The 22066-nt window shown below is 63.8% G+C and carries 23 protein-coding genes and 1 pseudogene; 15 read left to right on the forward strand and 9 right to left on the reverse strand.

Annotation, left to right across the window (positions count from 1 at the left end):
* Positions 1-50: 50 nt before the first annotated feature.
* The 10 genes from fabD to ACF8C6_RS01885 all read left to right on the forward strand — a co-directional run bounded on the left by fabD (position 51) and on the right by ACF8C6_RS01885 (position 8235).
* Positions 51-989, forward strand: coding sequence for an ACP S-malonyltransferase (fabD, locus tag ACF8C6_RS01840; RefSeq protein WP_392497873.1), 939 nt, complete (start codon positions 51-53; stop codon positions 987-989).
* A 17-nt stretch (positions 990-1006) separates the two neighbouring features.
* Positions 1007-1750 (forward strand): 3-oxoacyl-ACP reductase FabG, encoded by a 744-nt coding sequence (gene fabG, locus ACF8C6_RS01845; RefSeq protein WP_392497735.1) that lies wholly within the window; start codon positions 1007-1009, stop codon positions 1748-1750.
* A 180-nt stretch (positions 1751-1930) separates the two neighbouring features.
* Entirely contained in the window at positions 1931-2164 is a 234-nt protein-coding gene (gene acpP, locus ACF8C6_RS01850) for an acyl carrier protein (protein ID WP_068826648.1), read from the forward strand.
* Positions 2165-2267: 103 nt separating this feature from the next.
* Positions 2268-3512: a beta-ketoacyl-ACP synthase II gene (gene fabF / locus ACF8C6_RS01855; RefSeq protein WP_392497736.1), complete on the forward strand. Its 1245-nt coding sequence runs from the start codon at positions 2268-2270 to the stop codon at positions 3510-3512.
* Complete coding sequence (gene pabC, locus ACF8C6_RS01860; RefSeq protein WP_392497737.1) at positions 3512-4327, forward strand: aminodeoxychorismate lyase; 816 nt, start codon at positions 3512-3514, stop codon at positions 4325-4327. Before fabF ends, pabC begins: the two co-directional genes overlap by 1 nt.
* A 3-nt stretch (positions 4328-4330) precedes the next feature.
* Positions 4331-5368 carry an endolytic transglycosylase MltG gene (gene mltG / locus ACF8C6_RS01865; RefSeq protein ID WP_392497738.1) on the forward strand — a complete coding sequence of 346 codons (1038 nt, stop codon included), beginning with the start codon at positions 4331-4333 and terminating at the stop codon, positions 5366-5368.
* Between the two features lie 9 nt (positions 5369-5377).
* The gene (gene tmk, locus ACF8C6_RS01870; protein WP_392497739.1) at positions 5378-6010 is read left to right on the forward strand and encodes a dTMP kinase; all 633 of its coding nucleotides are present in this window, start codon (positions 5378-5380) and stop codon (positions 6008-6010) included.
* Positions 6003-6989 (forward strand): DNA polymerase III subunit delta', encoded by a 987-nt coding sequence (locus tag ACF8C6_RS01875; RefSeq protein WP_392497740.1) that lies wholly within the window; start codon positions 6003-6005, stop codon positions 6987-6989. The genes tmk and ACF8C6_RS01875 overlap by 8 nt, the downstream gene beginning before the upstream one ends.
* 36 nt (positions 6990-7025) lie before the next feature.
* Complete coding sequence (locus ACF8C6_RS01880) at positions 7026-7382, forward strand: PilZ domain-containing protein (protein ID WP_068826636.1); 357 nt, start codon at positions 7026-7028, stop codon at positions 7380-7382.
* 70 nt (positions 7383-7452) lie between these two features.
* Positions 7453-8235, forward strand: a complete 783-nt coding sequence (locus tag ACF8C6_RS01885) for a TatD family hydrolase (RefSeq protein ID WP_392497741.1) — start codon at positions 7453-7455, stop codon at positions 8233-8235.
* Positions 8236-8491: 256 nt separating this feature from the next.
* On the opposite strand, the gene ACF8C6_RS01890 is transcribed toward ACF8C6_RS01885, so the two are convergent.
* Entirely contained in the window at positions 8492-9625 is a 1134-nt protein-coding gene (locus ACF8C6_RS01890; protein ID WP_392497742.1) for an aminotransferase class V-fold PLP-dependent enzyme, read from the reverse strand.
* A gap of 76 nt (positions 9626-9701) precedes the next feature.
* Here ACF8C6_RS01890 and ACF8C6_RS01895 point away from each other — a divergent pair, with 76 nt between their 5' ends.
* The 5 genes from ACF8C6_RS01895 to ACF8C6_RS01915 all read left to right on the forward strand — a co-directional run bounded on the left by ACF8C6_RS01895 (position 9702) and on the right by ACF8C6_RS01915 (position 13596).
* Positions 9702-10340 carry a TetR/AcrR family transcriptional regulator gene (locus ACF8C6_RS01895; RefSeq protein WP_277692179.1) on the forward strand — a complete coding sequence of 213 codons (639 nt, stop codon included), beginning with the start codon at positions 9702-9704 and terminating at the stop codon, positions 10338-10340.
* An 84-nt stretch (positions 10341-10424) separates the two neighbouring features.
* Entirely contained in the window at positions 10425-11393 is a 969-nt protein-coding gene (locus ACF8C6_RS01900; protein ID WP_392497743.1) for a GTP 3',8-cyclase MoaA, read from the forward strand.
* 27 nt (positions 11394-11420) lie between these two features.
* On the forward strand, positions 11421-12314 hold the full coding sequence (locus ACF8C6_RS01905) for a radical SAM protein (RefSeq protein ID WP_392497744.1): 894 nt from the start codon (positions 11421-11423) through the stop codon (positions 12312-12314).
* 77 nt (positions 12315-12391) lie between these two features.
* Positions 12392-12997: a DUF4823 domain-containing protein gene (locus tag ACF8C6_RS01910; protein WP_392497745.1), complete on the forward strand. Its 606-nt coding sequence runs from the start codon at positions 12392-12394 to the stop codon at positions 12995-12997.
* 29 nt (positions 12998-13026) lie between these two features.
* Positions 13027-13596, forward strand: coding sequence for a DUF1285 domain-containing protein (locus tag ACF8C6_RS01915; RefSeq protein WP_392497746.1), 570 nt, complete (start codon positions 13027-13029; stop codon positions 13594-13596).
* Positions 13597-13613: 17 nt separating this feature from the next.
* Here ACF8C6_RS01915 and ACF8C6_RS01920 read toward each other — a convergent pair whose 3' ends face one another.
* The 8 genes and pseudogenes from ACF8C6_RS01920 to ACF8C6_RS01955 all read right to left on the reverse strand — a co-directional run bounded on the left by ACF8C6_RS01920 (position 13614) and on the right by ACF8C6_RS01955 (position 21930).
* Positions 13614-13979, reverse strand: coding sequence for a VOC family protein (locus ACF8C6_RS01920; RefSeq protein WP_392497747.1), 366 nt, complete (start codon positions 13977-13979; stop codon positions 13614-13616).
* Positions 13980-14025: 46 nt separating this feature from the next.
* Positions 14026-15657: a BatD family protein gene (locus ACF8C6_RS01925; RefSeq protein WP_392497748.1), complete on the reverse strand. Its 1632-nt coding sequence runs from the start codon at positions 15655-15657 to the stop codon at positions 14026-14028.
* Positions 15654-17423, reverse strand: a complete 1770-nt coding sequence (locus tag ACF8C6_RS01930) for a VWA domain-containing protein (RefSeq protein WP_392497749.1) — start codon at positions 17421-17423, stop codon at positions 15654-15656. The genes ACF8C6_RS01925 and ACF8C6_RS01930 overlap by 4 nt, the downstream gene beginning before the upstream one ends.
* A gap of 7 nt (positions 17424-17430) precedes the next feature.
* A pseudogene (locus tag ACF8C6_RS01935) lies at positions 17431-18442 on the reverse strand (vWA domain-containing protein); the annotation flags it as partial.
* Positions 18435-18929 carry a DUF4381 domain-containing protein gene (locus tag ACF8C6_RS01940; protein ID WP_392497750.1) on the reverse strand — a complete coding sequence of 165 codons (495 nt, stop codon included), beginning with the start codon at positions 18927-18929 and terminating at the stop codon, positions 18435-18437. The pseudogene ACF8C6_RS01935 and the gene ACF8C6_RS01940, both read right to left, overlap by 8 nt.
* Positions 18926-19867: a DUF58 domain-containing protein gene (locus ACF8C6_RS01945; RefSeq protein WP_392497751.1), complete on the reverse strand. Its 942-nt coding sequence runs from the start codon at positions 19865-19867 to the stop codon at positions 18926-18928. Before ACF8C6_RS01945 ends, ACF8C6_RS01940 begins: the two co-directional genes overlap by 4 nt.
* A 108-nt stretch (positions 19868-19975) precedes the next feature.
* Positions 19976-20935: an AAA family ATPase gene (locus ACF8C6_RS01950; protein ID WP_392497752.1), complete on the reverse strand. Its 960-nt coding sequence runs from the start codon at positions 20933-20935 to the stop codon at positions 19976-19978.
* Between the two features lie 164 nt (positions 20936-21099).
* Entirely contained in the window at positions 21100-21930 is an 831-nt protein-coding gene (locus ACF8C6_RS01955; protein WP_392497753.1) for a DUF1353 domain-containing protein, read from the reverse strand.
* Positions 21931-22066 lie beyond the last annotated feature (136 nt).

A 22066-nucleotide genomic window follows, 5' to 3' on the forward strand; every position in this document is an offset into this window, starting at 1 on the left:
GGTTGCTCCGTGCTGTTTCTTCTACCTGGAATCACAAAAGGGCACATTTAATGTCAGCCTATCTCGCATTCGTTTTTCCCGGCCAGGGTTCCCAGTCGCTCGGCATGCTTGCCGATCTCGGTGCTCAGCAGGCGCTGGTCCGGGATACTTTTGGTGAGGCCTCCGAGGCCCTCGGTTATGACCTTTGGGCGCTGACTCAGCAGGGTCCGGAAGAGCGTCTTAACGAAACTGACAGGACCCAGCCTGCAATCCTTGCGGCTTCTATCGCCCTGTGGCGTCTGTGGTTGGCGGAAGGTGGTGCGCGCCCGGCTTTTGTTGCCGGGCATAGCCTGGGTGAGTACTCCGCGCTGGTGGCTGCCGGTGCCATCGAGTTCTCAGCTGCGGTGAAGCTGGTCGAGTTGCGCGGTCAGCTGATGCAGCAGGCGGTCCCGGCCGGGCAAGGCGGCATGGCGGCCATCCTCGGTCTGGAAGATGCCGATGTTTTGGCTGCCTGTGCCGAGGCGGCGCAGGATGAGGTGGTCAGTGCCGTCAACTTCAATGCCCCGGGGCAGGTGGTGATCGCCGGTGCGGCAGCTGCCGTTGAGCGCGCTATCGATGCGTGCAAGGCGCGTGGGGCCAAGCGGGCTATGCCGCTTCCGGTCAGCGTACCGTCGCACTGTGCGTTGATGCGCCCGGCGGCCGAAAAATTCGCCGATGCGATCAATGCTCTGGCCTGGCAAGAGCCACAGATTTCATTGGTACAGAATGTTAGCGCCGCCGTGCCGGCTGATCTGGATGCGCTCAGGCGCGATCTGCTGGCGCAGCTGTACAGTCCTGTGCGCTGGGTAGAGAGCGTGCAGTTGCTGGCCGAAAAAGGCGTTACCGAGCTGGTCGAATGCGGTCCTGGCAAGGTTCTGGCGGGGCTCAACAAGCGCTGCGTCAAAGGCGTCAATACCCACAATCTGGAAAATCCGGAAGCCTTCGCTGCCGCTCGCGCGGCGCTGGTTTGAGATACAAGGAGAACATCATGAATCTGCAAGGCAAGGTTGCTCTGGTTACTGGTGCAAGTCGCGGTATTGGCCAGGCTATTGCGTTTGAGCTGGGTCGCCAGGGGGCGGTGGTCATTGGTACTGCTACCAGCGAGGCTGGTGCCGCGCGCATTGGTGAGGCGCTCAAAGGGCAGGGTATCCAGGGCGCCGGCATGATGCTGAATGTGGCTGACAGTGCATCAGTCGACGCTGTCCTGGAGCAGATCCAGAAGGATTTCGGCGCCGTGACCATTCTGGTCAATAACGCCGGCATCACCCGTGACAACCTGATGCTGCGGATGAAGGATGAGGAGTGGTTCGATGTCATCAATACCAACCTCAACAGCCTGTTCCGTCTGTCCAAGGCTGTGCTGCGAGGCATGACCAAGGCCCGCTGGGGGCGCATTATCAATATTGGCTCTGTCGTCGGCGCCATGGGCAATGCCGGGCAGTCCAACTACGCGGCCGCCAAGGCTGGTCTGGAGGGGTTCGGTCGGGCTCTGGCGCGTGAAGTCGGCTCCCGCGCCATTACCGTCAACTCGGTAGCGCCGGGCTTCATCGATACCGACATGACTCGTGAACTGCCCGAGGCTCAGCGTGAGGCGCTGCTGACGCAAATTCCGCTGGGGCGTCTGGGGCAGGCAGAGGAGATTGCCAAGGTAGTTGGCTTCCTTGCCTCTGACGGCGCGGCCTATGTAACTGGCGCCACGGTGCCAGTGAATGGCGGCATGTACATGAGCTGAATGTGACTCGCCTCTGCGAGCAACTGTCATAAAAGCCGTCTAAAGTCCGTTACAAAAGTGCAACCGGCAGAAGGCGACAGTTTGCGGGGGTGCTGGCATTCAGCTTGAAAGTTAGAAAACCCTTTCTATACACTGCAGCCCAGCTGCACGGATCTTTTTCCATAGGAGTGAAAACAAGACATGAGCACCATCGAAGAACGCGTCAAGAAAATCGTTGCCGAGCAACTGGGCGTGAAGGAAGACGAAGTGACCAACAGCGCCTCTTTCGTTGAAGACCTCGGTGCCGACTCCCTTGATACCGTTGAGCTGGTAATGGCTCTGGAAGAGGAATTCGAGACCGAGATCCCGGACGAGCAGGCTGAGAAGATCACCACCGTTCAAGAAGCCATCGATTACGTTACCGCGCACGCTTAAGCGCTCGTAATCGCCGGTTTTCGGCCCAGAAAAGCCGCACTGCCCGAAAAGGCGTGCGGTTTTTCTTTATCGGGCCAGGTCCAATAAGAAAGAGGGTTTTGCAGTGTCGCGTAGACGCGTCGTAGTTACCGGTATGGGCATGCTGTCGCCACTGGGCACCGATGTGGCCAGCAGCTGGCAGGGCATTCTGGCAGGCCACAGTGGCATCGGCTTGATTGAACATATGGATCTTTCTGCCTTCGGCACGCGCTTCGGCGGCTCGGTGAAGGGGTTCAACGTCGAGGACTACCTGTCGGCCAAGGAAGCACGCAAGATCGATCTATTCATTCAGTACGGTCTGGCGGCCAGTTTCCAGGCAATTCGCGATGCCGGGCTGGAAGTCACCGATGCCAACCGCGAGCGCATTGGTGTGGCCATGGGCTCCGGTATCGGCGGCCTGACCAATATCGAAACCAACTGCAAATCCCTGTTCGAGCAAGGCCCGCGGCGTATCTCGCCGTTCTTCGTGCCTGGCTCGATCATTAATATGATTTCCGGCTTTCTGTCGATTCACTTGGGGCTGCAGGGGCCGAACTATGCCATTGCCACTGCCTGTACCACGGGCACGCACTGTATCGGCATGGCTGCACGCAATATCGCCTATGGCGAAGCCGATGTGATGATCGCCGGCGGTGCCGAAATGGCCACCTGTGGCCTGGGTATGGGCGGTTTCGGTGCGGCGCGTGCATTGTCTACCCGCAACGAAGAGCCGGCGCGTGCTAGCCGTCCGTGGGACAAGGATCGTGATGGGTTTGTGCTGTCCGATGGTGCCGGCGCTCTGGTGCTTGAAGAGCTGGAGCATGCCAAGGCGCGTGGAGCGACCATCTATGCCGAGCTGGCAGGCTTTGGCATGAGTGGTGATGCCTTCCACATGACGTCGCCGCCGGAGGATGGTGCCGGTGCTGCGCGCTGCATGAGCAATGCCCTGCGCGATGCCGGCCTCAATGCCGATCAGGTGCAGTACATCAATGCCCATGGCACCTCCACGCCTGCCGGTGACAAGGCCGAGGCCTGCGCAGTGAAGTCGGTGTTTGGTGATCATGCCTATAAACTGTCGGTCAGTTCGACCAAGTCCATGACAGGCCACTTGCTGGGCGCTGCCGGCGCGGTCGAGGCCATCTTCAGCGTGCTGGCCCTGCGCGACCAGGTGGCACCGCCCACCATCAACCTGGAGCAGCCGGATGAGGGCTGTGACCTCGACTTCGTGGCCAATCAGGCCAAGCCGCTGGCAATCGACGCAGTGCTATCCAATTCCTTTGGCTTCGGTGGCACCAACGGCTCGCTGGTGTTCCGTCGCTTCCAGGGTTGATGCTTACCTGGGTTGATGGCTGCCCGGCTGCGCAACTGCCTGTGGCAGATCGCGGCCTGGCATACGGCGATGGCCTGTTCGAGACCATCGCCGTGCACAACGGCCAGGCGCCCCTCTTGTCGCGGCACTTGCAGCGCCTGAGTGAAGGTTGTCAGCGCTTGGCTATCGAGCTCGACCACTCGCTGCTGGCGTCCGAGTTGCTGGCGTTCTTTGCCGAGCTGGGCGACGGCGTTGCCAAGCTGCTGATCACCCGTGGCGATGGTCTGCGAGGCTACGCTGCGCCGCAGCCCGCACAGCCACGGCGCATTCTTTTGGGCAGCCCTCCACCGACCTATCCGGTGGCTAACGCTGCGCAGGGCGTGCGCCTGTTTCCCTGTGTGACGCGTCTGGCTGAGCAGCCTTTGCTCGCCGGTTTGAAGCACCTCAACCGCCTTGAGCAGGTGCTGGCGCGCAATGAGTGGAGCGATCCCGCTTTTGCCGAAGGTTTGATGCGTGATACTTCCGGGCGGGTCATTGAGGGCGTGTTCAGCAACCTGTTTCTGCTGCGCGATGGCGTGCTGATCACGGCCGAGCTGTCGCGTTGCGGGGTGGCCGGGGTGATGCGTGCAGAGGTGCTGGCCCAGGCTGAACAAGCAGGTTTAGCCGTACACGTGCGAGACGTCAGCTATGAGGAGTTGCTCGATGCCGAGGAAGTCTTCCTGTGCAATAGCCTCTATGGCATCTGGCCGGTGCGTGAGCTGGCTAGCAGCGTCTGGCCCGTTGGCCCGCTCACCCGTAAACTGCAGGGCCTTGTTCGCAGTCATCTGGACACCTGATTCGTGATTCGTAAGTTAATACAGCTGATGGCCGTAGCTCTCCTGGCTGCGATACTGGTACTCGCTGTAGCGGGTTGGCAGCTCAAGAGTGCGCTCGAGCAAACCCTGCAGCTGGAGTCCGAGCGTCTGTTGGAGGTGGTGCCGGGTGATACGCCGGGCGGCCTGCTTAATCGTCTAGAGGGCGAAGGCGTGCTGGATGGGGCGTTCTGGTTGCGTTTGTATTGGCGCTTCAACCTGCCGAATCAGGCATTGCACAGTGGCGAGTATCGTTTGTTACCTGAGCAGCGTGCGCGTGACCTGCTGGGTTTGTGGCAGCGCGCGGAAGTCGTGCAATACAGCCTGACATTGGTCGAAGGCTGGAACTTTCGCCAGGTACGTGCGGCTCTGGCGCGCCAGGATGCTCTCGAACAGAATCTCGCTGAGCTGAGTGACAAGGCGCTGATGGATAAGCTGGGCATGCCAGGTGTCAGCCCGGAGGGGCGCTTTTTTCCTGATACCTATCGCTATGTGCGCGGCATGAGCGATCTCGAGCTGCTCAAGCAGGCCAGTAACCGTCTGGATCAGGTGCTGGATGAGGAGTGGGGTAAACGCGCCGAAGGCTTGCCGTATAGCAAACCATACGATGCGCTGATCATGGCCTCGATGGTCGAGAAGGAAACCGGCGTGGCCGAAGAGCGCGGGCAGATCGCGGGTGTATTCGTTCGCCGACTGGCCCTGGGCATGCGCCTGCAGACCGACCCCACGGTGATCTTCGGTCTTGGTGAGCGCTACAACGGTAATCTGACGCGTGCCCACCTGCAGATGCCTACGCCATACAACACCTACGTGATCTACGGCATGCCGCCAACTCCGATTGCTCTGGCCGGGCGCGAGGCGATTCATGCCGCGCTGCACCCTGTGGCCGGGCGCAGTCTGTATTTTGTCGCCCGAGGCGATGGCAGCCATGTTTTTTCGGACAACCTGGAGCAACACAATCGGGCCGTGCGCGAGTATCAGCTCAAGCGCCGCGCCGACTATCGTTCCAGCCCTGCGCCCAAATAAGGAATCGTCGTGAGTGGTCTGTTCATTACCCTTGAAGGCCCCGAAGGGGCTGGTAAAAGTACCAATCGCGAGTACCTTGCCGCGCGCTTGAAAGAGCATGGCATCGAGGTGGTGCTCAGTCGCGAGCCGGGGGGAACGCCCTTGGCCGAGCGTATTCGTGAGCTGTTGCTGACGCCCAGTGATGAGGTCATGAACAGTGATGCCGAACTTTTGCTGGTCTTCGCGGCGCGTGCTCAGCACCTGGCTGAGGTGATTTGCCCGGCGTTACGGCGTGGTGCTGTAGTGCTGTGTGACCGCTTTACCGATGCTACCTATGCCTACCAGGGCGGCGGGCGAGGTCTGAGCGAGGCGCGTATCGCCGAACTGGAGCGCTTCGTGCAGGGCGACCTGCGCCCGGATCTGACCCTGGTATTTGATCTGCCAGTGGAAGTTGGCCTGGCCCGTGCGGCGGCGCGTGGCCGCCTGGATCGTTTCGAGCAGGAAGGGCAGATTTTTTTCGAGGCGGTGCGGCAGGCTTATTTGCAGCGTGCGACTCAGATCCCTGAGCGTTATCGAGTACTGGACGCGGCGCAGCCGCTGGAGCAGGTTCAGCGTGACATCGACGCCATGTTGCCACTGATCCTGGAGCGTTGCCGTGGCTGAATCCTACCCCTGGCAGGCGCAGCTCTGGCAGCAACTCGCCAGTCGCCAGCAGCATGCTCATGCCTATCTGCTGCATGGTCCGGCGGGTATTGGCAAACGCGATCTGGCCGAACGGCTGATGGCTCTATTGTTGTGCCAAAGCCCTTCTGCTCAGGGCGCTTGCGGGCAGTGCAAGGCTTGTCATCTGCTGGCGGCAGGTACGCACCCCGATGCCTTTGTGCTGGAACCCGAGGAGGCCGAAAAGGCTATTCGTGTCGATCAGGTGCGCGAGTTGGTCAGCTTTGTCGTGCAGACCGCCCAGCTCGGCGGGCGCAAGGTAGTGCTGCTGGAACCAGTGGAGGCGATGAACATCAACGCCGCCAACGCCCTGTTGAAGAGCCTTGAAGAGCCAGCCGGTAACACAGTATTGCTGCTGGTCAGCCACCAGCCCAGCCGTCTGTTGCCGACGGTGAAGAGCCGCTGTGTGCAGCAGGCCTGCCCGTTGCCGAGTCAGTCGGCCAGCCTGGCCTGGCTGACCCAGGCGCTGCCGGAATGCACCGAGGAGCAGCGCAGCGAGTTGCTGGCCCTGGCGGCGGGCTCGCCACTCATGGCGCGGCGCCTGCATGTTCAGGGTGTGCTGGAGCAACGTGCACTGGTGGTGGAGGGGGTGAAAAAGCTGCTCAAGCAGCAGTCCAGCCCCAGCCAACTGGCCGAGGCCTGGAAAAGCCTGCCGATGCTCATGTTGTTCGACTGGTTCTGCGACTGGTCACAGCTGATGCTGCGTTATCAGTTGAGTCGCGACGAAGAAGGCTTGGGCGCCGCCGATATGCGCAAGGTCGTCCAGTATCTGGCCGACAAAACCCCACAACACAAAGTGATGGCCATGCAGGACTGGCTGCTGCTGCAACGGCAGAAAGTGCTGGGCAAGGCCAACCTGAACGGTGCTCTGCTTCTCGAAGCCCTGCTGGTGCAGTGGGCAAGCTTGCCCGGGCCGGGCTAGAATCGGGAAATTGGATTAAGTTGCCAGGATTAGTGCATGAGTTTGCCTCCGAATCTGGGACCGCGTAACGGAATATTGTCCCTGACCATCAAGGACAAGTCGGTGCTGTATGCCGCCTACATGCCTTTCATTAGAAACGGCGGGCTGTTCATTCCCACCAGCAAGAGCTACAAGCTGGGTGATGAGGTGTTCATGCTGCTCAACCTGATGGACGAGCCGGAGAAGATTCCGGTGGCCGGCAAGGTGGTCTGGATTACCCCAAAGGGTGCCCAGGGTAACCGTGCCGCAGGCGTTGGCGTGCAGTTCAACGATGGCGACAACACCGCCCGCAACAAGATCGAGACCTATCTGGCCGGTGCCTTGAAGTCGGATCGTCCGACCCACACCATGTAGGCAAACGAGTTAGCCGTTTAACCGCAAGCGCCCGAATCGGGCGCTTCGTCATTTAAGAGATTGAGAATCCATGCTGGTCGACTCCCATTGCCACCTTGATCGCCTTGATCTGGCTGCCCACGGCGGTTCCCTGGATGCTGCGCTGGATGCGGCGCGGGCGCGCGGCGTGCAGCACTTCCTGTGCATTGGCGTGAGTGCAGACAACGCCGGCGCGGTCAAGGGGCTGGCCGAGCGATACAGCGACGTGGACTGCTCGGTGGGTGTGCATCCGCTGGATCTGGAAAAGGGCGAGGCTCCGGCGCTGGACTGGCTGCTCGATGAGTTGAATCACCCCCATGTCGTGGCGATCGGCGAAACCGGTCTGGACTACCACTACGAGCCCGAGGCGGCCGAGTTGCAGCAGCAGTCCTTCCGTCTGCACCTGCACGCAGCGCAGGCCACCGGCAAACCGGTGATCGTGCACACCCGCGAGGCGCGTGCCGACACCCTGGCTCTGCTGCGCGAGGCGGCGCTGCCGCAGGCTGGCGTACTGCACTGCTTTACCGAAGATTGGGAGATGGCCAAGGCGGCGCTGGATATCGGTTTCTACATCTCGCTGTCCGGCATCGTCACCTTCCGCAATGCCGATGCACTGCGCGAAGTGGCACGCAAGGTACCCGCCGACCGTTTGCTGGTGGAGACCGACTCGCCCTATCTCGCGCCGATTCCTCATCGTGGCAAGCCCAATCTGCCGCAGTACGTGCGTGAAGTGGCGGAGTTTCTGGCGATGGTGCGCGGCGAATCGTTCGAGGCGCTGGCCGAGCAGACCACGGCGAATTTCAAGCGGCTATTTCCACTGGCGCGGATGAGCTGATCCCCAGCGGGGTGAAACAAGCCAGGCTGGGTCGAATCGCAGGCAAAAAAAACCCGGGTTCTGGGGGATGAATCCGGGTCAAGACCATTAGGAGTAAAAACAAGGTACGCGGTCCACGGTACCTTGGCTGGCGGGGCACTTGGGGGGAGATGCCGCGCACCAGTAACTCCAAGTATTGGCCAGGATTGCCCATCGTCCAGATTGGATGTGCTGGTTTCTTAAACGTATTTGGAATACACGGGCGGCTGCTGAGCACTCAGCCCCGCCGCAACTGGTCTAGGACTGCCAGCGTGCGCTCGATTACCCCTGTCTCGGTATAGAAATGTGGGGAGAAGCGCACACCTTTACCCCGTTGGGCACAGATGATCTGTTTTTCCCGGAGTTGGGCGAACAATTGCTGGTTGTCCCAACCCGCCAGGCTAAAGGTGAGGATGCCCGCCCGGCGGACTGGATTAAGCGGGCTGTGCAGATCAATGCCCGCCATTTGCTGCAGGCCCTCCTGCAATTGCAGCACGCGCTCCTCGATCTGTGCTGCGACCCTTTCCATGCCGACTTCTTCAAGTAGCGACAAGCTGGCCTCCAGCGCCATGGCACCGAGCATGTTCGGGCTGCCGCACTCGAAGCGACGTGCGCTTTTGGCGGGTTGCCAGTCCCTGCGCTCGTAGTCGCCGGCATGCTCCAGCATGTGCCAGCCGTACTCGTGCAATGTCAGTTGTTCGCGCAGATCACTGCGGCAGTAGAAAGCGCCGAGCCCTTCAGGGCCCAGCATCCATTTGTGGCCGTCCGCCATGGCGAAGGCACAATTGCAGCTCTGCACATCGAAGGGCTGGGCGCCCAGTTGCTGGATGGCGTCAACGCACAGCAGTACACCTCGCCGCTGGCACTCGGCGCCCAGGCGTACCAGGTCCAGGCGCAAGCCGCTGGCGTACTGCACCGCGCTGATCGCCAGCAGGCGGGTGCGCGGGCCGCAGGCTGCCAGCAATGCGCCTTCTGGGTCGTGGCCACTCAGACTGACCTGGATGACGTCGACCCCGCGCGGTTTCAACGCCTCCCAGACGATGCGATTGGAAGGAAACTCCTCATCGCTGATGACCACCTGGTCGGCCATCTGCCAGTCCAGGCCGAAGGCAACGAAGGACAAGGCTTCGGAAGTGTTCTTGACCAGGGCGATGTCGCCCGTGGAGGGGGCGTTGAGCAGGCGCATCAGGCGTTCGCGCAGGCGCCGCTCGACCGTCAGCCACTGTGGGTAGTCGCGGGCACCGAGGCCCACGTTTTCCCGGGCGAAGGCCATGACGGCCTCGCTGGCGCGCTTTGGCCAGGGCGCCACGGCGGCGTGGTTGAGATAGCAGAGGCCCTCTACTAGAGGGAATTCGTCGCTTATTGTGAACATGGCGCCGATGATCCGTGCATTTTCGGACTGGATAGGCATAATAACGCGCTTCGATTTTCCATCCTGCAGTCACCTTATGAACAAAGAACCTCGCAAAGTCCGTGAATTCCGCCGTCGCGAACAGGAAATTCTCGATACCGCGCTCAAGCTCTTCCTTGAACAGGGTGAAGACAGCGTCACTGTCGAGATGATCGCCGACGCAGTCGGTATCGGCAAAGGCACCATCTACAAGCACTTCAAGTCCAAGGCCGAGGTTTACCTGCGCCTGATGCTGGACTACGAGCGTGACCTCAACTCGCTGTTCCACTCCGAGGATGTGGCTCGCGACAAGGAAGCGCTGTCGCGTGCCTACTTCGAGTTCCGCATGCGCGATCCGCAGCGCTACCGCCTGTTCGACCGCCTGGAGGAAAAGGTGGTCAAGGGCAACCAGGTGCCGGAGATGATCGAGCAGCTGCACAAGATCCGCGCCTCCAACTTCGAGCGCCTGACCCACCTGATCAAGGGGCGTATCGAGGAAGGCAAGCTGGAGAACGTACCGCCTTACTTCCACTACTGTGCGGCCTGGGCGCTCGTGCACGGCGCCGTGGCGCTGTACCACTCGCCGTTCTGGAGCAGCGTGCTGGAAGACCAGGATGGCTTCTTCCAGTTCCTCATGGACATCGGCGTGCGCATGGGCAACAAGCGCAAGCGCGATGGCGAGGCACCGGGCGCCTGAGGTGCCATTCAGCCCGCCAATGATGCACCTATCAGCGGCAGCGGCGGGCATATACTTCGGGCATGAATGCTCCGGAGCCGCACCATGATCGTTGACCGCCAGGGCCGTCGCTTTCGCAACCTGCGCGTCAGCCTGACCGCCGCCTGCAACTACGCCTGCAGCTACTGTGTACCGGACGGCAAGCGTCTGGTGGCCGCGCAGGACGAGTTGTCGGCCGAGGCCATGGTGCGTGGCGTGGCCTACTTGATCGAAGCCGCCGGCATCGAGCGCTTGCGTATCACCGGCGGCGAGCCGCTGGTCAGCCCCAAGCTTGATCATTTTCTGCGTGAGGTTGCTCGCCTGGGTCTGCAGGACATCAGCCTGACCAGCAACGGCCAGTTGCTTGCGCGCAAACTGCCGCTGCTGCTCGAATGCGGCATCAAACGCATCAACGTCTCACTGGACACTCTCGATCCCGACGACTTCAAGCGCATCGCCCGTGGCGGTGATCTGCCGACCGTGCTGCAGGGGTTGGAGGAAGCGCGAGCCGCCGGGCTGAAGATCAAGGTCAACATGGTGCCGCTGCGCGGACAAAACCACGAGCAGGTACTGCCGCTGCTCGACTACTGCCTGGAGCGTGGCTTCGAGCTGCGCTTCATCGAGTTGATGCGCATGGGCCATCTGGCCCGCGATGGTGCCAGTTTCCAGCAGCAGTTCTATTGCATGGCGGATTTGCTGGAAACCGTGGCCAGCCGTTACGAGTACATCCAGGCTGCGGCGCCGGTGGATGCCACCGCGCTGCGCTACGAAATTCCCGGGCGCGGCTTCTTCGGGGTGATTGCCAACGAGAGCGTGCCTTTTTGCCGAACCTGCTCGCGCCTGCGTCTGTCGTCCACGGGGTGGCTGCATGGCTGTCTGTCGTCGAGTAATCGCCACTATGTCGGCGACCTGCTCGACAAGCCTCGGCACCAGGCTTTGCCTGCGCTGCAACGCTTGTTGATGCGAGCCCTGGCGGACAAGCAGGACATTGCTTTTGCGGGCGGCACCACCATCATGAAAATCATCGGCGGCTGATTGCTGCCCACCGACATATACGAAACCATGTCTGCCGAATTCCCCATTGCCTATATCGAGCCGGTGTTCCGGCCGCCGAGCGAAGCCCACTCGCTGATCCTGCCGGTCACCAACGGCTGCTCGTGGAACAGCTGTACCTTCTGCGAGATGTACACGCAGCCGCAAAAGAAATTCCGCGCCCGCGACGAGGCCCAGGTGCTCGACGAGATTCGTCGCGCCGGCGAGCGTCTGATCGTACAGCGGGTATTTCTCGCCGACGGCGATGCGCTGGTGCTGCCGACGCGACGTTTGCTGAACATCCTCAACGCTATCCGCGAGCACATGCCCGAGGTCGAGCGGGTCTCCAGCTACTGCCTGCCGCGCAACCTGCGCAAAAAGTCGGTGGAGGAACTCAAGGAACTGGCCGACGCCGGGCTGAAGATGGCCTATGTCGGTTGCGAGTCGGGTGATGACGAAGTGCTGGAGCGGGTCAACAAGGGTGAGACCTACGCGTCCAGCCTCAGTGCCCTGGACAAGCTGGGCCAGGCCGGCATCACGCGCTCGGTGATGATCCTCAATGGTCTCGGCGGCAAGGCGCTTAGCGAGCAGCATGCCGACAATTCGGCGCGCCTGATGAACGCTGCGCAGCCGGAGTTTCTCTCGACTCTGGTGGTCAGTTTCCCGCAGGGCGAGGCGCGTTTCCGCTCGGGGTTCGAGAACTTCCAGCCGCTCGACCAGCAGGCCCTGTTCCACGAGGTGGAGCGGCTGCTGCAGGGCTTGGAGCTGCAGGATACGGTGTTCCGCAGCGATCATGCCTCCAATTACCTGGTGCTCAAGGGCAACTTGGGCGCAGACAAGGCACGGCTGCTGGCCCAGGTGCGCCAGGCCATCGAGCGTCCCGAGCAGGCCCGGCTGCGCCAGGAATGGCAGCGCGGGCTGTAACGCGTGCCGCGTTGGCCTGGAAGCTGCTATGACTACCCATCTGCCGGTTTTCCGTCACCGGCACGGGAGGAAATGCAATGCGTAGCTTGATTCTGCTGCTGGTGCTGGGAGCGCTGGGTGGCTGCATGAAGACCAGCGACCTGGCCGCCGGCGCCGAATACCACCTGCGCGATGTGGGGGTGCTGGACCACAGCGAGACTCGCCGCTCGGCCTCCTGGCGCCTGCAGGCCGATTCCTTCGTGTTTATCGCCCAGGCCTTCTACGAGCCGCCAGGCGGTGCCAAGCCTCGGCCCAATGTAGTGGCCGATGAGGCCTTCAAGGCCTTTGTCGAATACTTTCCGCTGGTCCGCCGCTCGCCCCACCCGCTGGGGCTGGATCAGGCCATGATCGAAGCCCGCGAAGCCGGCGCCCATTACCTGCTGTACACCCGCTTTGCCGATGCCGACGACCGCATTGGCACGGTCGAGGAGTGGGAAGACGAGGAGGCTCTGGATCGCCTGGGCATCGACAGCGGGGTGATCCAGTTGATGCTGATCGAGGTCGGCACCCGTTATCTGGTGGATACTGCCCGTATTCGCAATCGCGGCGGCTTTCTGACGCTGTATGACAACCAGCCCGCAGATCAGCTGCGCGCGCCATTCGAACAATACGCCCGTACCCTGCTCGGGGTGAGCGAGCGCTGATCGGCGCTGCGGGCGGCAAGGAGAACAGCATGAGCGATGCAGACAAGGCCGGCGGCCTGCTGGCACAGATCCCCAAAAGCGAAGGCAAGGGCCTGCCGCCGGTGCATCTGTGGAATCCGGACTTCTGCGGCGACATCGACATGCGCATCGCCCGCGATGGCACCTGGTACTACCTGGGCACGCCGATCGGACGCAAGCCGATGGTCAAACTGTTCTCCACCATCATCCGCCGCGACGACGACAAGTATTTCCTGATCACCCCGGTGGAGAAGGTCGGCATCACTGTCGACGACGCGCCGTTCGTGGCAGTGAGCCTACAGGTGGAGGGCGAAGGTGACGGCCAAGTGCTGCGTTTCACCACCAATGTCGAGGACGAAGTCGTGGCCGGGGCCGAGCATCCACTGCGGGTAGAGCTCGACCCGCAGACCCAGGAGCCGTCACCTTATCTGCATGTGCGCAGCAACCTGGAGGCGCTGGTACACCGCAACGTGTTCTACCAACTGGTCGAGCTGGCGGTACAGCGGGAAATCGCCGGCACGCTCTGGCTGGGCGTGTGGAGCAACGGTGAGTTCTTCCCGATCGGGCTGCTGCCGGAGTAAGCGCGGGTGCGCTGCACTCAGGTGTTCTGTGCGATATGCCAGAGCACACCGCTGGGATCGAACAGCACGAACTCGCGCATTCCCCAGGGCTGATCCACCAACTCGCCCATCCGTACTGAAAAGTGCTCCGCCAAGCCGGTTTCGCTGAGGTGGCGGTGCCATGACGCCACGTCTTCCACCAGCAGGTGCATGACGAAGTTTTCCGCCTGCTCGCGCACATAGAAGTTCTGCAGCATGAAGCTGCAGCTACCGTGGTGCATATAGGCCATGTTGTCGTCGCTCCAACGCAGGTTGAAGCCCAGGGCCTGGTAGAAATCCCGGGAGCGAGCGAAGTCCTTGGCCGGCACGAAAGTCTTGAGTTCCACGCTACTGAGGTTGCTCATTGTCGTTCTTCCTGGCGTGCAATGCCCTGTGCTGCCGAACAGGCGGTCAGCGTGGATACAGCGGAGGCAGCGGGCTGGTTTCCTGCGGGCTGGCCGCGGCCTCGAGCGGTGGCAGGCTGCGGATGGCTTTCCACAGACTTTCGCCTTGCCACTGATGGCCGCTTTCGCTGTACAGGGTGCCGTTGAGGTCGTCGAGGGCTTCGGACAGCGGCTGGAAGCGTTCGGCCATGTCGGCCAGGGTTTCCGGTTGCTGGCGGGCCCAGGCATCGATGGCCTGACGGCTGGCCTGGCTGTCGTTGGCCAGGCAGGCGCGTTTGATGTCATCGAGCAGGGTGCGTGGGCTCGGGCCGCTCTGTGCGGTTGGCAGAATCGCGGGCTGACGGCGGGCGCGCCACCACAGACCGAAGCCGAGCAGGGTCGTCAGGCTCAGCAGCAGGCTGGCCAGCTGCCAGGGCCAGAGCAGTGGGGCGTCGCCTGCAGGCAGTTCACCCGCGTCGCTGGTCGGCGTTTCCACGTCGAGGCTGGGGTTGTGTGCGACCTGCAGCTCGCGGGCGGGCAGGCTGGCGGTTTCCAGTTGATCGGTCTCGGTGTTCCACCAGTGCAGCTGCACGGCGGGCAGGCTGATGCGGCCGCCCTGGCTGGCGACCAGCGCCTCGCTTTCCTCACGACTGCCGGCCATCCCCTTGTCGTTGGTCTGGTTGCGCAGTTGAGGCTGATCCGGGTAACGGCGCAGCCCGACCACGTCCTGCACCGGAAGCGGAGGCAACTGGGCGCTGGAGAGGCCCTCGGCGCGCAGCATCAGGTTGCGCGTCAGCGAGTCGCCGATGTTCAGCGTGGCGGCGGGCTCGGGGCTCCAGGCTTCGCTGAGGGTCAGGGCGCGGGCGGGTAGCCAGGGTTCATTGGCCGGCCAGCTCGCCGGCTTGGCCTTCACCTGCAGGGGGATCTGTGGCGAGCGTACCCGGGTCAGGCGCCCGGGACGTGGGCCGAAGGGGTTGTAGTCCTGGCCCGAGGAGCGTAGCGCCGGGGTGGCACTGAAGACCTGGGCGGGGATGGTCAGCTCGCCGCTCTGCTGCGGGAAGATCGCGTAGCGCAGTTCGATCACGCCGTGGCGTACGCCGTTGACGTCGGTTTCATAGGTGCGCGGGTCACCCAATTGCTCGACGCGGGCATTGGGGATGCTCAGCGGGGTCAGGCTGCTGTCGTCGTACAGCGACACCGAATGGTAGATGCGCAGGGTCAGTACGGCCTGGGCCTGCACATAGACGCTTTCGCGGTCCAGGCTGGCATCGATGAAGATCGGTGCCAGTTTGCCGCCTGCTTCGCTTTTGATGACTTCCAGAGTGATTGGCAGGCTTTCGGCGTCACCCAGCTTGAGCGGTGGGATCACCACGAAGCCGGTCTGCAGTGGGAGTAGGGTGACGACCCAGCGGGTACTGGCGCGGGCCTTGCCGTCAAAGCTGGACAGGCGGTTTTCCTGACGCGTGCTGACCACTTCGAACTGCTGCTTGAGCGGGGTCAGGTCGGGCATGCCGAAGACGGTGGCGTCGTCCGATTCGAGGATCAGATCGAGTGACTCGCCCTCGTTCAGGCGGGCGCGGTCGACGGTGGCGGAAAAATCGGCAGCACTGGCCTGCAGGGTGACAAGGCAAAAGAGGAGGGCGCAAAGCAGGCGCTTCATCGGGTCTGTTCCTGGCGTTGCTGTTGTTCGTAACGAAATTTGCGCCGCAGCAGTTCGCCGGGATCGTCCGGGATCTGCCGCAACCATTGTTCCAGAGCGTCGCGCTGCTCGCCGTCGAGCGGCTCTGCGGCGCTGCCCTGGGTGTCGGTTTGCGACTCGCCCTCGCCAGCTTGCTGGGCATTGGCCTGCTGCTCGCCTTCGGCGGCTTGTTCCTCGCCTTCGGCGGCTTGTTCCTCGCCTTCCTGTGCCTGCTGCTGCCCTGCCTGCTGCTCGGGCTGAGCCTGTGGCTGTTGTGCGGACTGCTCGCCCTGGCCGGGTGAGGTTTGTCCGGTGGCGGGTTGCTGCGATTCCTGCGGGTTCTGCTCTTGCTGTTGCTCGTTCTGGTTCTGCTGCGACTGCTGTTGCTGCTGGCGCAGCAACTGCTCGACCAGGGCCTTGTTCTGCAGGGCCTGGGGGAATTCGGGCTGGCGCTCCAGCGCCTGCTCGTAGGCGTCGAGGGCCGCCTCCAGCTCGTTGCTCTTGGCCAGGGCATTGCCACGGTTGTAGTGGCCAGTGGCGCTGTCATCCCGAGCGAAGCGTTCGGCGGCGGCGGGGTAGTCGCCAGCACGGTACAGTGCCTCGCCTTGCCATTGCGGGTCTTCGAAACGGCTGGCAGCTTGTTTGGCCTGATCGGCCTGCAGCAGGCGCTGGCCTTGCTGGTCCGGGCGTAGCCACAGGTCATCCCAGCTCAGGGCATAGCTGGGCTGGGGGCTCACTAGCATTAGCAGGGGCAGGCAGAACAGCCAGCCGCGCCGACCCGCGCAGGCGGCCAGCAACAGCAAGGGCAGCAGCAGCCAGTAGCCTTGGTCGGCCCAGGCCGCCAACTGGGTCGGCTCGCCGTTGTCGCGTAGCGCCTGCGGCCCCTCCAGCAGGCCGAGGGCGCGCAGGTCTTCATCATCCGGGCGGGCCTGGCGGTAGCGGCCACCCAGTTCGTTGGCGAAGCGGCGCAAGCCACTGTCGTCCAGGCGCGGGACCAGGATGGTGCCATTGGCATCCTTGAGGAAGGTGCCGTTGTCATTGCGGATCGGCGCGCCCTGCACGCTACCGACGCCGAGGATCGCCAGCTGTTCGCGGCGGTCCTGCAGGCTGGCGCGGATGCCCTCGCGCTCCGTCTCGCTCAATTCACTGCCGATCAGCAGCAGCCGGCCGCGGCCCTGAGCACCCTGTTCGAGCAGTTCCAGGCCCTTGGCCACGGCCAGGTCGGCCTGGCGGCCGGGGCTGGGCATGATCGATGGTTTGACCGCTTCCAGCAGATTGCGCGCGGTGGCCAGGTCATCGGACAGCGGCACCAGGGTGTGGGCGCTGCCGGCGTAGACGATGATTGCGGTCTGCGCATCGAGGCGGGCTCTGAGCAGATCGAGCAGCTTGCGCTTGGCTTGCTCCAGACGGTTTGGCGCGGCGTCGCCGGCGAGCATGGCCGGCGTCAGTTCGAGTAGCACGACCAGCGGGTCGGCGCGTTTCTGGCTGGCCTGCTCCATGCGCTGCCAGCTCGGCCCGAGCAGGGCCAGCAGGGCCAGCAGCCAGGCCAGGCCCAGGGCAATCCAGGGCAGCTTGTTGCTGCGGACTCGACCGCCGGTCAGGAGCACGGCCTGAAAGGCGGCCGGCAGCAAGGTCTGCCAGCGACCGCTGCGCCGCTGGCGATGCCAGAGCTGCCAGAGCAACCAGCCGAGCAGCGGCAGCACAAGCAGCCAGAAAGGGCGCAGCCAGTGGGGCCAGAGCATCTCCATCATTTGCCCCCCGGCAGGCGTGTGGCCAGGTTTTGCCAGTGCTGTGGCCACAGTTCACGGGCCACCAGCAGCAGGCTGATGAACAGGGCCATGGCCAGCGGCCAGGCGTACAGGGCGTGGGCTGGACGGGCGCGGGTAGGCAGCTGGGCGGCTGGCTCCAGGCGGTCAAGGGTGCTTTCGATCTCCTGCAGTTCTTCGCTGTTGCGTGCGCGGAAGTACTGGCCGCCGGTCTGTTCGGCGATGGCGATCAGGGTCGCTTCGTCCAGATCGACACCGGGGGTCAGGCCGAGCATGCCCATGATGCCGCTCCGCTCGGGATCGGAGCCGATGCCGATGGTATAGATCTTCACCTGCTGCTCGGCGGCCAGGCGCGCGGCGGTTTTCGGCTCGATCTCGCCGCCGTTGTTGGCGCCGTCGGTGATCAGCACCAGTACGCGACTGTCGGCCGGGCGTTCGCGCAGGCGCTTGACCGCCAGGCCGATGGCGTCGCCGATGGCGGTCTGTGGGCCGGCGATGTTGATCAGCGCTTCATCCAGCCAGGTGCGCACGGTATGGCGGTCGAAGGTCAGTGGTGATTGCAGGTAGGCGCGGCTGCCAAACAGGATCAGGCCGATGCGATCGCCGCGACGATCCTCGATGAAGTCGCCGAACAGCTGCTTGACCAAGGCCAGGCGGGTGATGTCTTCGCCATCCCACTGCATGTCGTCATGCTCCATGGAGCCGGACACGTCCACCGCCAGCAGCAGGTCGCGACCACTGGCTGGCAGGGGCAGGGGCTCGCCGACCCACTCCGGGCGTGCCGCTGCGAGCAGCAGGAACAGCCACAACAGGACGAAGGGCGCCTGTTGGCGCCAGGCCGGCAGGTTGGCGCGGGCGCGACGGCCGCTGAGGCCTTCCAGCTCGCTGAGGAAGCTGACCTTGAGCGCGGCTTCGCCGCTGTCCGCTGCCGGCAGCAGCAGGCGCAGCAGCCAGGGCAGCGGGGCGAGGAGGAATACCCAGGGCCAGGCGAATTCAAACATGCTTGCGAATCCAGATGGCGACGGCCTGCTGCAGACCTTCGATGGCCTTGTCGTCGAGGCTGCAGTTGGCCCGGTAGCCGCCCTCCACCAGGATCATCCAGCGGGTCAGGCCGGCGGCCGGGCAGCGGCTGTCGAGAAAGGCCAGCCAGGCGCGCCCGCTCAGGGTATGGCTGTGATCCTGTGGGTAATGGGCACGGGCCAGGCGCTTGAGTAGGGCGTTGAGCTGTTGCAGCCAGGGGCCGGCGGGAGCACCGTCGTAGGGCTTGGCCAGGCCGCTGAGTTCGTCGAGAGCGGCCTGACGCAGTGGGTCCAGGGGCTGCTCAGCCAGTTGCTGCTGACGGCGTCGGGGCAGGTAGCGGCGCAGGTACCAGAGCGCCCAGCACAGCAGCGGCAGCAATACGGCAAGCAGCCACCAGCCGGGCGCCGGCGGCCACCAGGCCACGGGCGGCGGGGCGATGGTCGGTTGCAGCTGATCGAGTGGATTCATGGGCGCTTGCCTGCTTGCGGGCCACTGATCTGTTCATGCAATTGTTCGACCAGATCATGGCTGGTAGACAGCGGCAGCAGGGGTACGCGCAGCTTTTGCGCCAAACGCTGCCAGCGGGCCTGACGCTGTTTGGCCTGGTGCTGGTAGGCGCTGCGCAGGTCGGGGCTGTGGGTATCCAGCTCCAGTTGCGCGCCATGCTCGGTAAAGCGCAGCAGGCCGGCAGCCGGCAGGCCGTGATCCAGGGGATCGGAGACCGGCAGCAGCAGCAGGTCGGTGTGGCGGGCCAGCAGGCTCAGCTGTTGCTCGGCGGCGTCGTTCAAGGCGCGCTCGTCGCAGACGATGATCGCCAGGCTGCCAGGGCGCAGCACCTCGCGGGCACGGCGCAGGGCCAGGCCGAAACTGTCGCGGCCGTTTTGCGCTTCGGCGTGCAGGCTCTGGTTGGCGCGCGCCAGGCGGTTGAGCAGCTGCAGCAGGCTCTGCTTGCTGCGCCGTGGCTTGATCTCGTGATGTTCGCTGTCGCCGAATACCAGGCCACCGATGCGGTCGTTGTGCGCCAGCGCGGCCCAGCCGAACAGGCTGGCGGCCTGGGCGGCGAGTACCGACTTGAACTGCAGGCTGGAGCCGAAGAACAGCCGACGGCTCTGTTCGACCATGATGAAGATCGGCCGCTCGCGCTCCTCGTGGAACAGCTTGGTGTGCGGCTCCTGGGTGCGGGCGGTGACGCGCCAGTCGATGGTGCGCACGTCGTCGCCGGGCTGGTAGACGCGCACCTGGTCGAAGTCGACGCCGCGCCCGCGCAGCTTGGAGTGGTGCAGGCCGATCAGCGGGCTGCGCTTGGCCGGGGTGGAGAACAGCTGCACCTCACGCACGCGGTGACGCACCTCGATCAGCTCGGCGAGGCTGATGCGGATGCCGGGAGGCGTGGGTTGGGTGTGCATGGCGGATCAGCCGGTAGTCCGGATGCAATCCGGGAACGAGGTGTGGCCAATCCCGGATTTCATCCGGGCTACGCCTCGCGGCCTGTAGCGTGTGACTTGCGACAGCACTCAGGCCACCGCCACCACGTCGAGGATGCGCTGGATCACGCGGTCCTGGTCGATGCCGGCGGCCTCGGCCTCGAACGACAGGATGATGCGGTGGCGCAGTACATCGAACAGCACCGCCTGGATGTCCTCGGGGCTGACGAAGTCGCGGCCGGCCAGCCAGGCATGGGCGCGGGCGCAGCGGTCGAGGGCGATGGAGCCGCGCGGGCTGGCGCCGTAGGCGATCCACTCGGCCAGCTCGGCATCGTGCTTGGCCGGGGTACGGGTGGCCATGACCAACTGCACCAGGTATTCCTCCACGGCGTCGGCCATGTACAGGCCGAGAATTTCCTGGCGCGCGGCGAAGATCGCCTGCTGGCTGACTCGGTGTTCCGGCTTGGCCTCGCCGTGCAGGGCGTCGCCACGGGCCAGGGCGAGGATCTTGCGTTCCACGCTGGCATCCGGGAAGCCGATCTTCACGTGCATCAGGAAGCGGTCGAGCTGGGCCTCGGGCAGGGGATAGGTGCCTTCCTGCTCGATGGGGTTCTGCGTGGCCATCACCAGGAACAGTGGCGACAGGTCATAGGTGCTGCGCCCGACCGACACCTGGCGCTCGGCCATGGCTTCGAGCAGCGCCGACTGCACCTTGGCCGGGGCACGGTTGATTTCGTCGGCCAGCACCAGGTTGTGGAAGATCGGCCCCTGCTGGAACACAAAGCTGCCGGTTTCCGGACGGTAGATCTCGGTGCCGGTGATGTCGGCGGGCAGCAGGTCGGGGGTGAACTGGATGCGGTGGAACTCTGCCTCCAGGCCTTCGGCGAGTTCCTTGATGGCCTTGGTCTTGGCCAGGCCCGGCGCGCCTTCCACCAGCATGTGGCCGTCCGCCAGCAGGGCGATCAGCAGGCGTTCGATGAGTTTTTCCTGGCCGAGGATCTGGCTGCCGAGAAATTGCCGCAGCGCGACGAGCGCCTCACGATGTTCCATCGGGATGGTTCCTGGAAAGGGACTGACTGGGCGCCGAATACACCCGTTCGGGTAGGCAATTTTACTGCATTGGCGACGTGACTGGCACACCTCGGCGTTCGGCAGTGCAGACCAGTTCCGCTTGCCTCGCCGCGGGGCGCTTCAAACAGACGTTGGCGCGGCCGTTAAGTTCTGCTCGGGGCGTGCAGAGTCGGCAGCGGCGTGGTGCAGGTCAGGCCGCTGCTGGCGGGCGCTGGGCCACGCACATCCGGTGCGCCAAACAGACGCACGGCCAGGTAGTAGACGAAGGCCGGCAGACGCCCCATGCCGGCTTCGCGCAGCATGCGCAGGAACAGCAGGTCGGCCTCGTGCTTGGCCACCGGCGCGACGTTGAGGTACTGGTACAGAGCGTCGTGGATCAGGCTGGCAGGGTGGGCCAGAGGCCAGAACACGTCGTGCTCGACTGCCTGGCCGGCGCGCAGGCCGAGTACCCGGTGACGCTTCTCCCACCAGTCCGGGGTGCCGATGATGGCCAGCCAGTAGAACGGCACCTTGGGTGTGCAGCCGTCCCAGGCGTAGGTCTGGGGGCGGACAAAGTCGTAGCGCACCTCGCCGCGCTGCAGGTCGACCTGGGAGTGGCCGGGGTTGACCATCAGCAGGCCGTCGTGGATCAGCAGCCACTCGCTGTAGAAGTAGCGCCCGGCGAACTCCGGGCAGTGGCGCAGGAAGGGCTGGTCGATGAAGTTCAGCCAGGGGCCGACATGGTCGCGACAGGGAAAGCCCCACTTGGCCTGATCGCGGGCCAGGGCTGCCTCGGCGCGGCGCTGGCGCTCTTTTCGGCCGACCCAGCGCGGCAGCAGCACGCCGAGGTACACCGGCACGCCGGCCCACAGCAGTGGGGTGATCAAGTCGGGATACAGCCAGGCGGCCAGGCCGAGCAGCACCAGGCCGATGGCGGTGATCAGCAGGTTGCCGTAGTGGCGGATCAGCGAGCGGGTGAGGTGTGGGTACTGCATGGAATCCATTCCTGCGAGCATGCGCGCGCACCATAGCAGCTCTCTGCTCGGCCATGGAACCTGGAGGCAGGCCGTCTGCTGATGAACGAATATGTCGCAGCGCCGCAATCCAGAGCGCCGGGCTGCCGCTAAGCTG

The organism is Pseudomonas sp. zbq_18 (assembly GCF_043102245.1).
GTDB lineage: Bacteria > Pseudomonadota > Gammaproteobacteria > Pseudomonadales > Pseudomonadaceae > Aquipseudomonas.

Coding starts and splice junctions, on each gene's coding strand:
- ACF8C6_RS01940 (WP_392497750.1), bottom strand. CDS start 18,929: ATGAATCCACTCGATCAGCTGCAACCGACCATCGCCCCGCCGCCCGTG.
- ACF8C6_RS01950 (WP_392497752.1), bottom strand. CDS start 20,935: ATGGAACATCGTGAGGCGCTCGTCGCGCTGCGGCAATTTCTCGGCAGC.
- ACF8C6_RS01900 (WP_392497743.1), top strand. CDS start 10,425: ATGATCGTTGACCGCCAGGGCCGTCGCTTTCGCAACCTGCGCGTCAGC.
- fabD (WP_392497873.1), top strand. CDS start 51: ATGTCAGCCTATCTCGCATTCGTTTTTCCCGGCCAGGGTTCCCAGTCG.
- pabC (WP_392497737.1), top strand. CDS start 3,512: ATGCTTACCTGGGTTGATGGCTGCCCGGCTGCGCAACTGCCTGTGGCA.
- ACF8C6_RS01920 (WP_392497747.1), bottom strand. CDS start 13,979: ATGAGCAACCTCAGTAGCGTGGAACTCAAGACTTTCGTGCCGGCCAAG.
- ACF8C6_RS01930 (WP_392497749.1), bottom strand. CDS start 17,423: ATGGAGATGCTCTGGCCCCACTGGCTGCGCCCTTTCTGGCTGCTTGTG.
- ACF8C6_RS01915 (WP_392497746.1), top strand. CDS start 13,027: ATGAGCGATGCAGACAAGGCCGGCGGCCTGCTGGCACAGATCCCCAAA.
- ACF8C6_RS01910 (WP_392497745.1), top strand. CDS start 12,392: ATGCGTAGCTTGATTCTGCTGCTGGTGCTGGGAGCGCTGGGTGGCTGC.
- ACF8C6_RS01885 (WP_392497741.1), top strand. CDS start 7,453: ATGCTGGTCGACTCCCATTGCCACCTTGATCGCCTTGATCTGGCTGCC.
- ACF8C6_RS01945 (WP_392497751.1), bottom strand. CDS start 19,867: ATGCACACCCAACCCACGCCTCCCGGCATCCGCATCAGCCTCGCCGAG.
- ACF8C6_RS01905 (WP_392497744.1), top strand. CDS start 11,421: ATGTCTGCCGAATTCCCCATTGCCTATATCGAGCCGGTGTTCCGGCCG.
- ACF8C6_RS01880 (WP_068826636.1), top strand. CDS start 7,026: ATGAGTTTGCCTCCGAATCTGGGACCGCGTAACGGAATATTGTCCCTG.
- ACF8C6_RS01895 (WP_277692179.1), top strand. CDS start 9,702: ATGAACAAAGAACCTCGCAAAGTCCGTGAATTCCGCCGTCGCGAACAG.
- fabG (WP_392497735.1), top strand. CDS start 1,007: ATGAATCTGCAAGGCAAGGTTGCTCTGGTTACTGGTGCAAGTCGCGGT.
- ACF8C6_RS01890 (WP_392497742.1), bottom strand. CDS start 9,625: ATGTTCACAATAAGCGACGAATTCCCTCTAGTAGAGGGCCTCTGCTAT.
- ACF8C6_RS01925 (WP_392497748.1), bottom strand. CDS start 15,657: ATGAAGCGCCTGCTTTGCGCCCTCCTCTTTTGCCTTGTCACCCTGCAG.
- ACF8C6_RS01955 (WP_392497753.1), bottom strand. CDS start 21,930: ATGCAGTACCCACACCTCACCCGCTCGCTGATCCGCCACTACGGCAAC.
- acpP (WP_068826648.1), top strand. CDS start 1,931: ATGAGCACCATCGAAGAACGCGTCAAGAAAATCGTTGCCGAGCAACTG.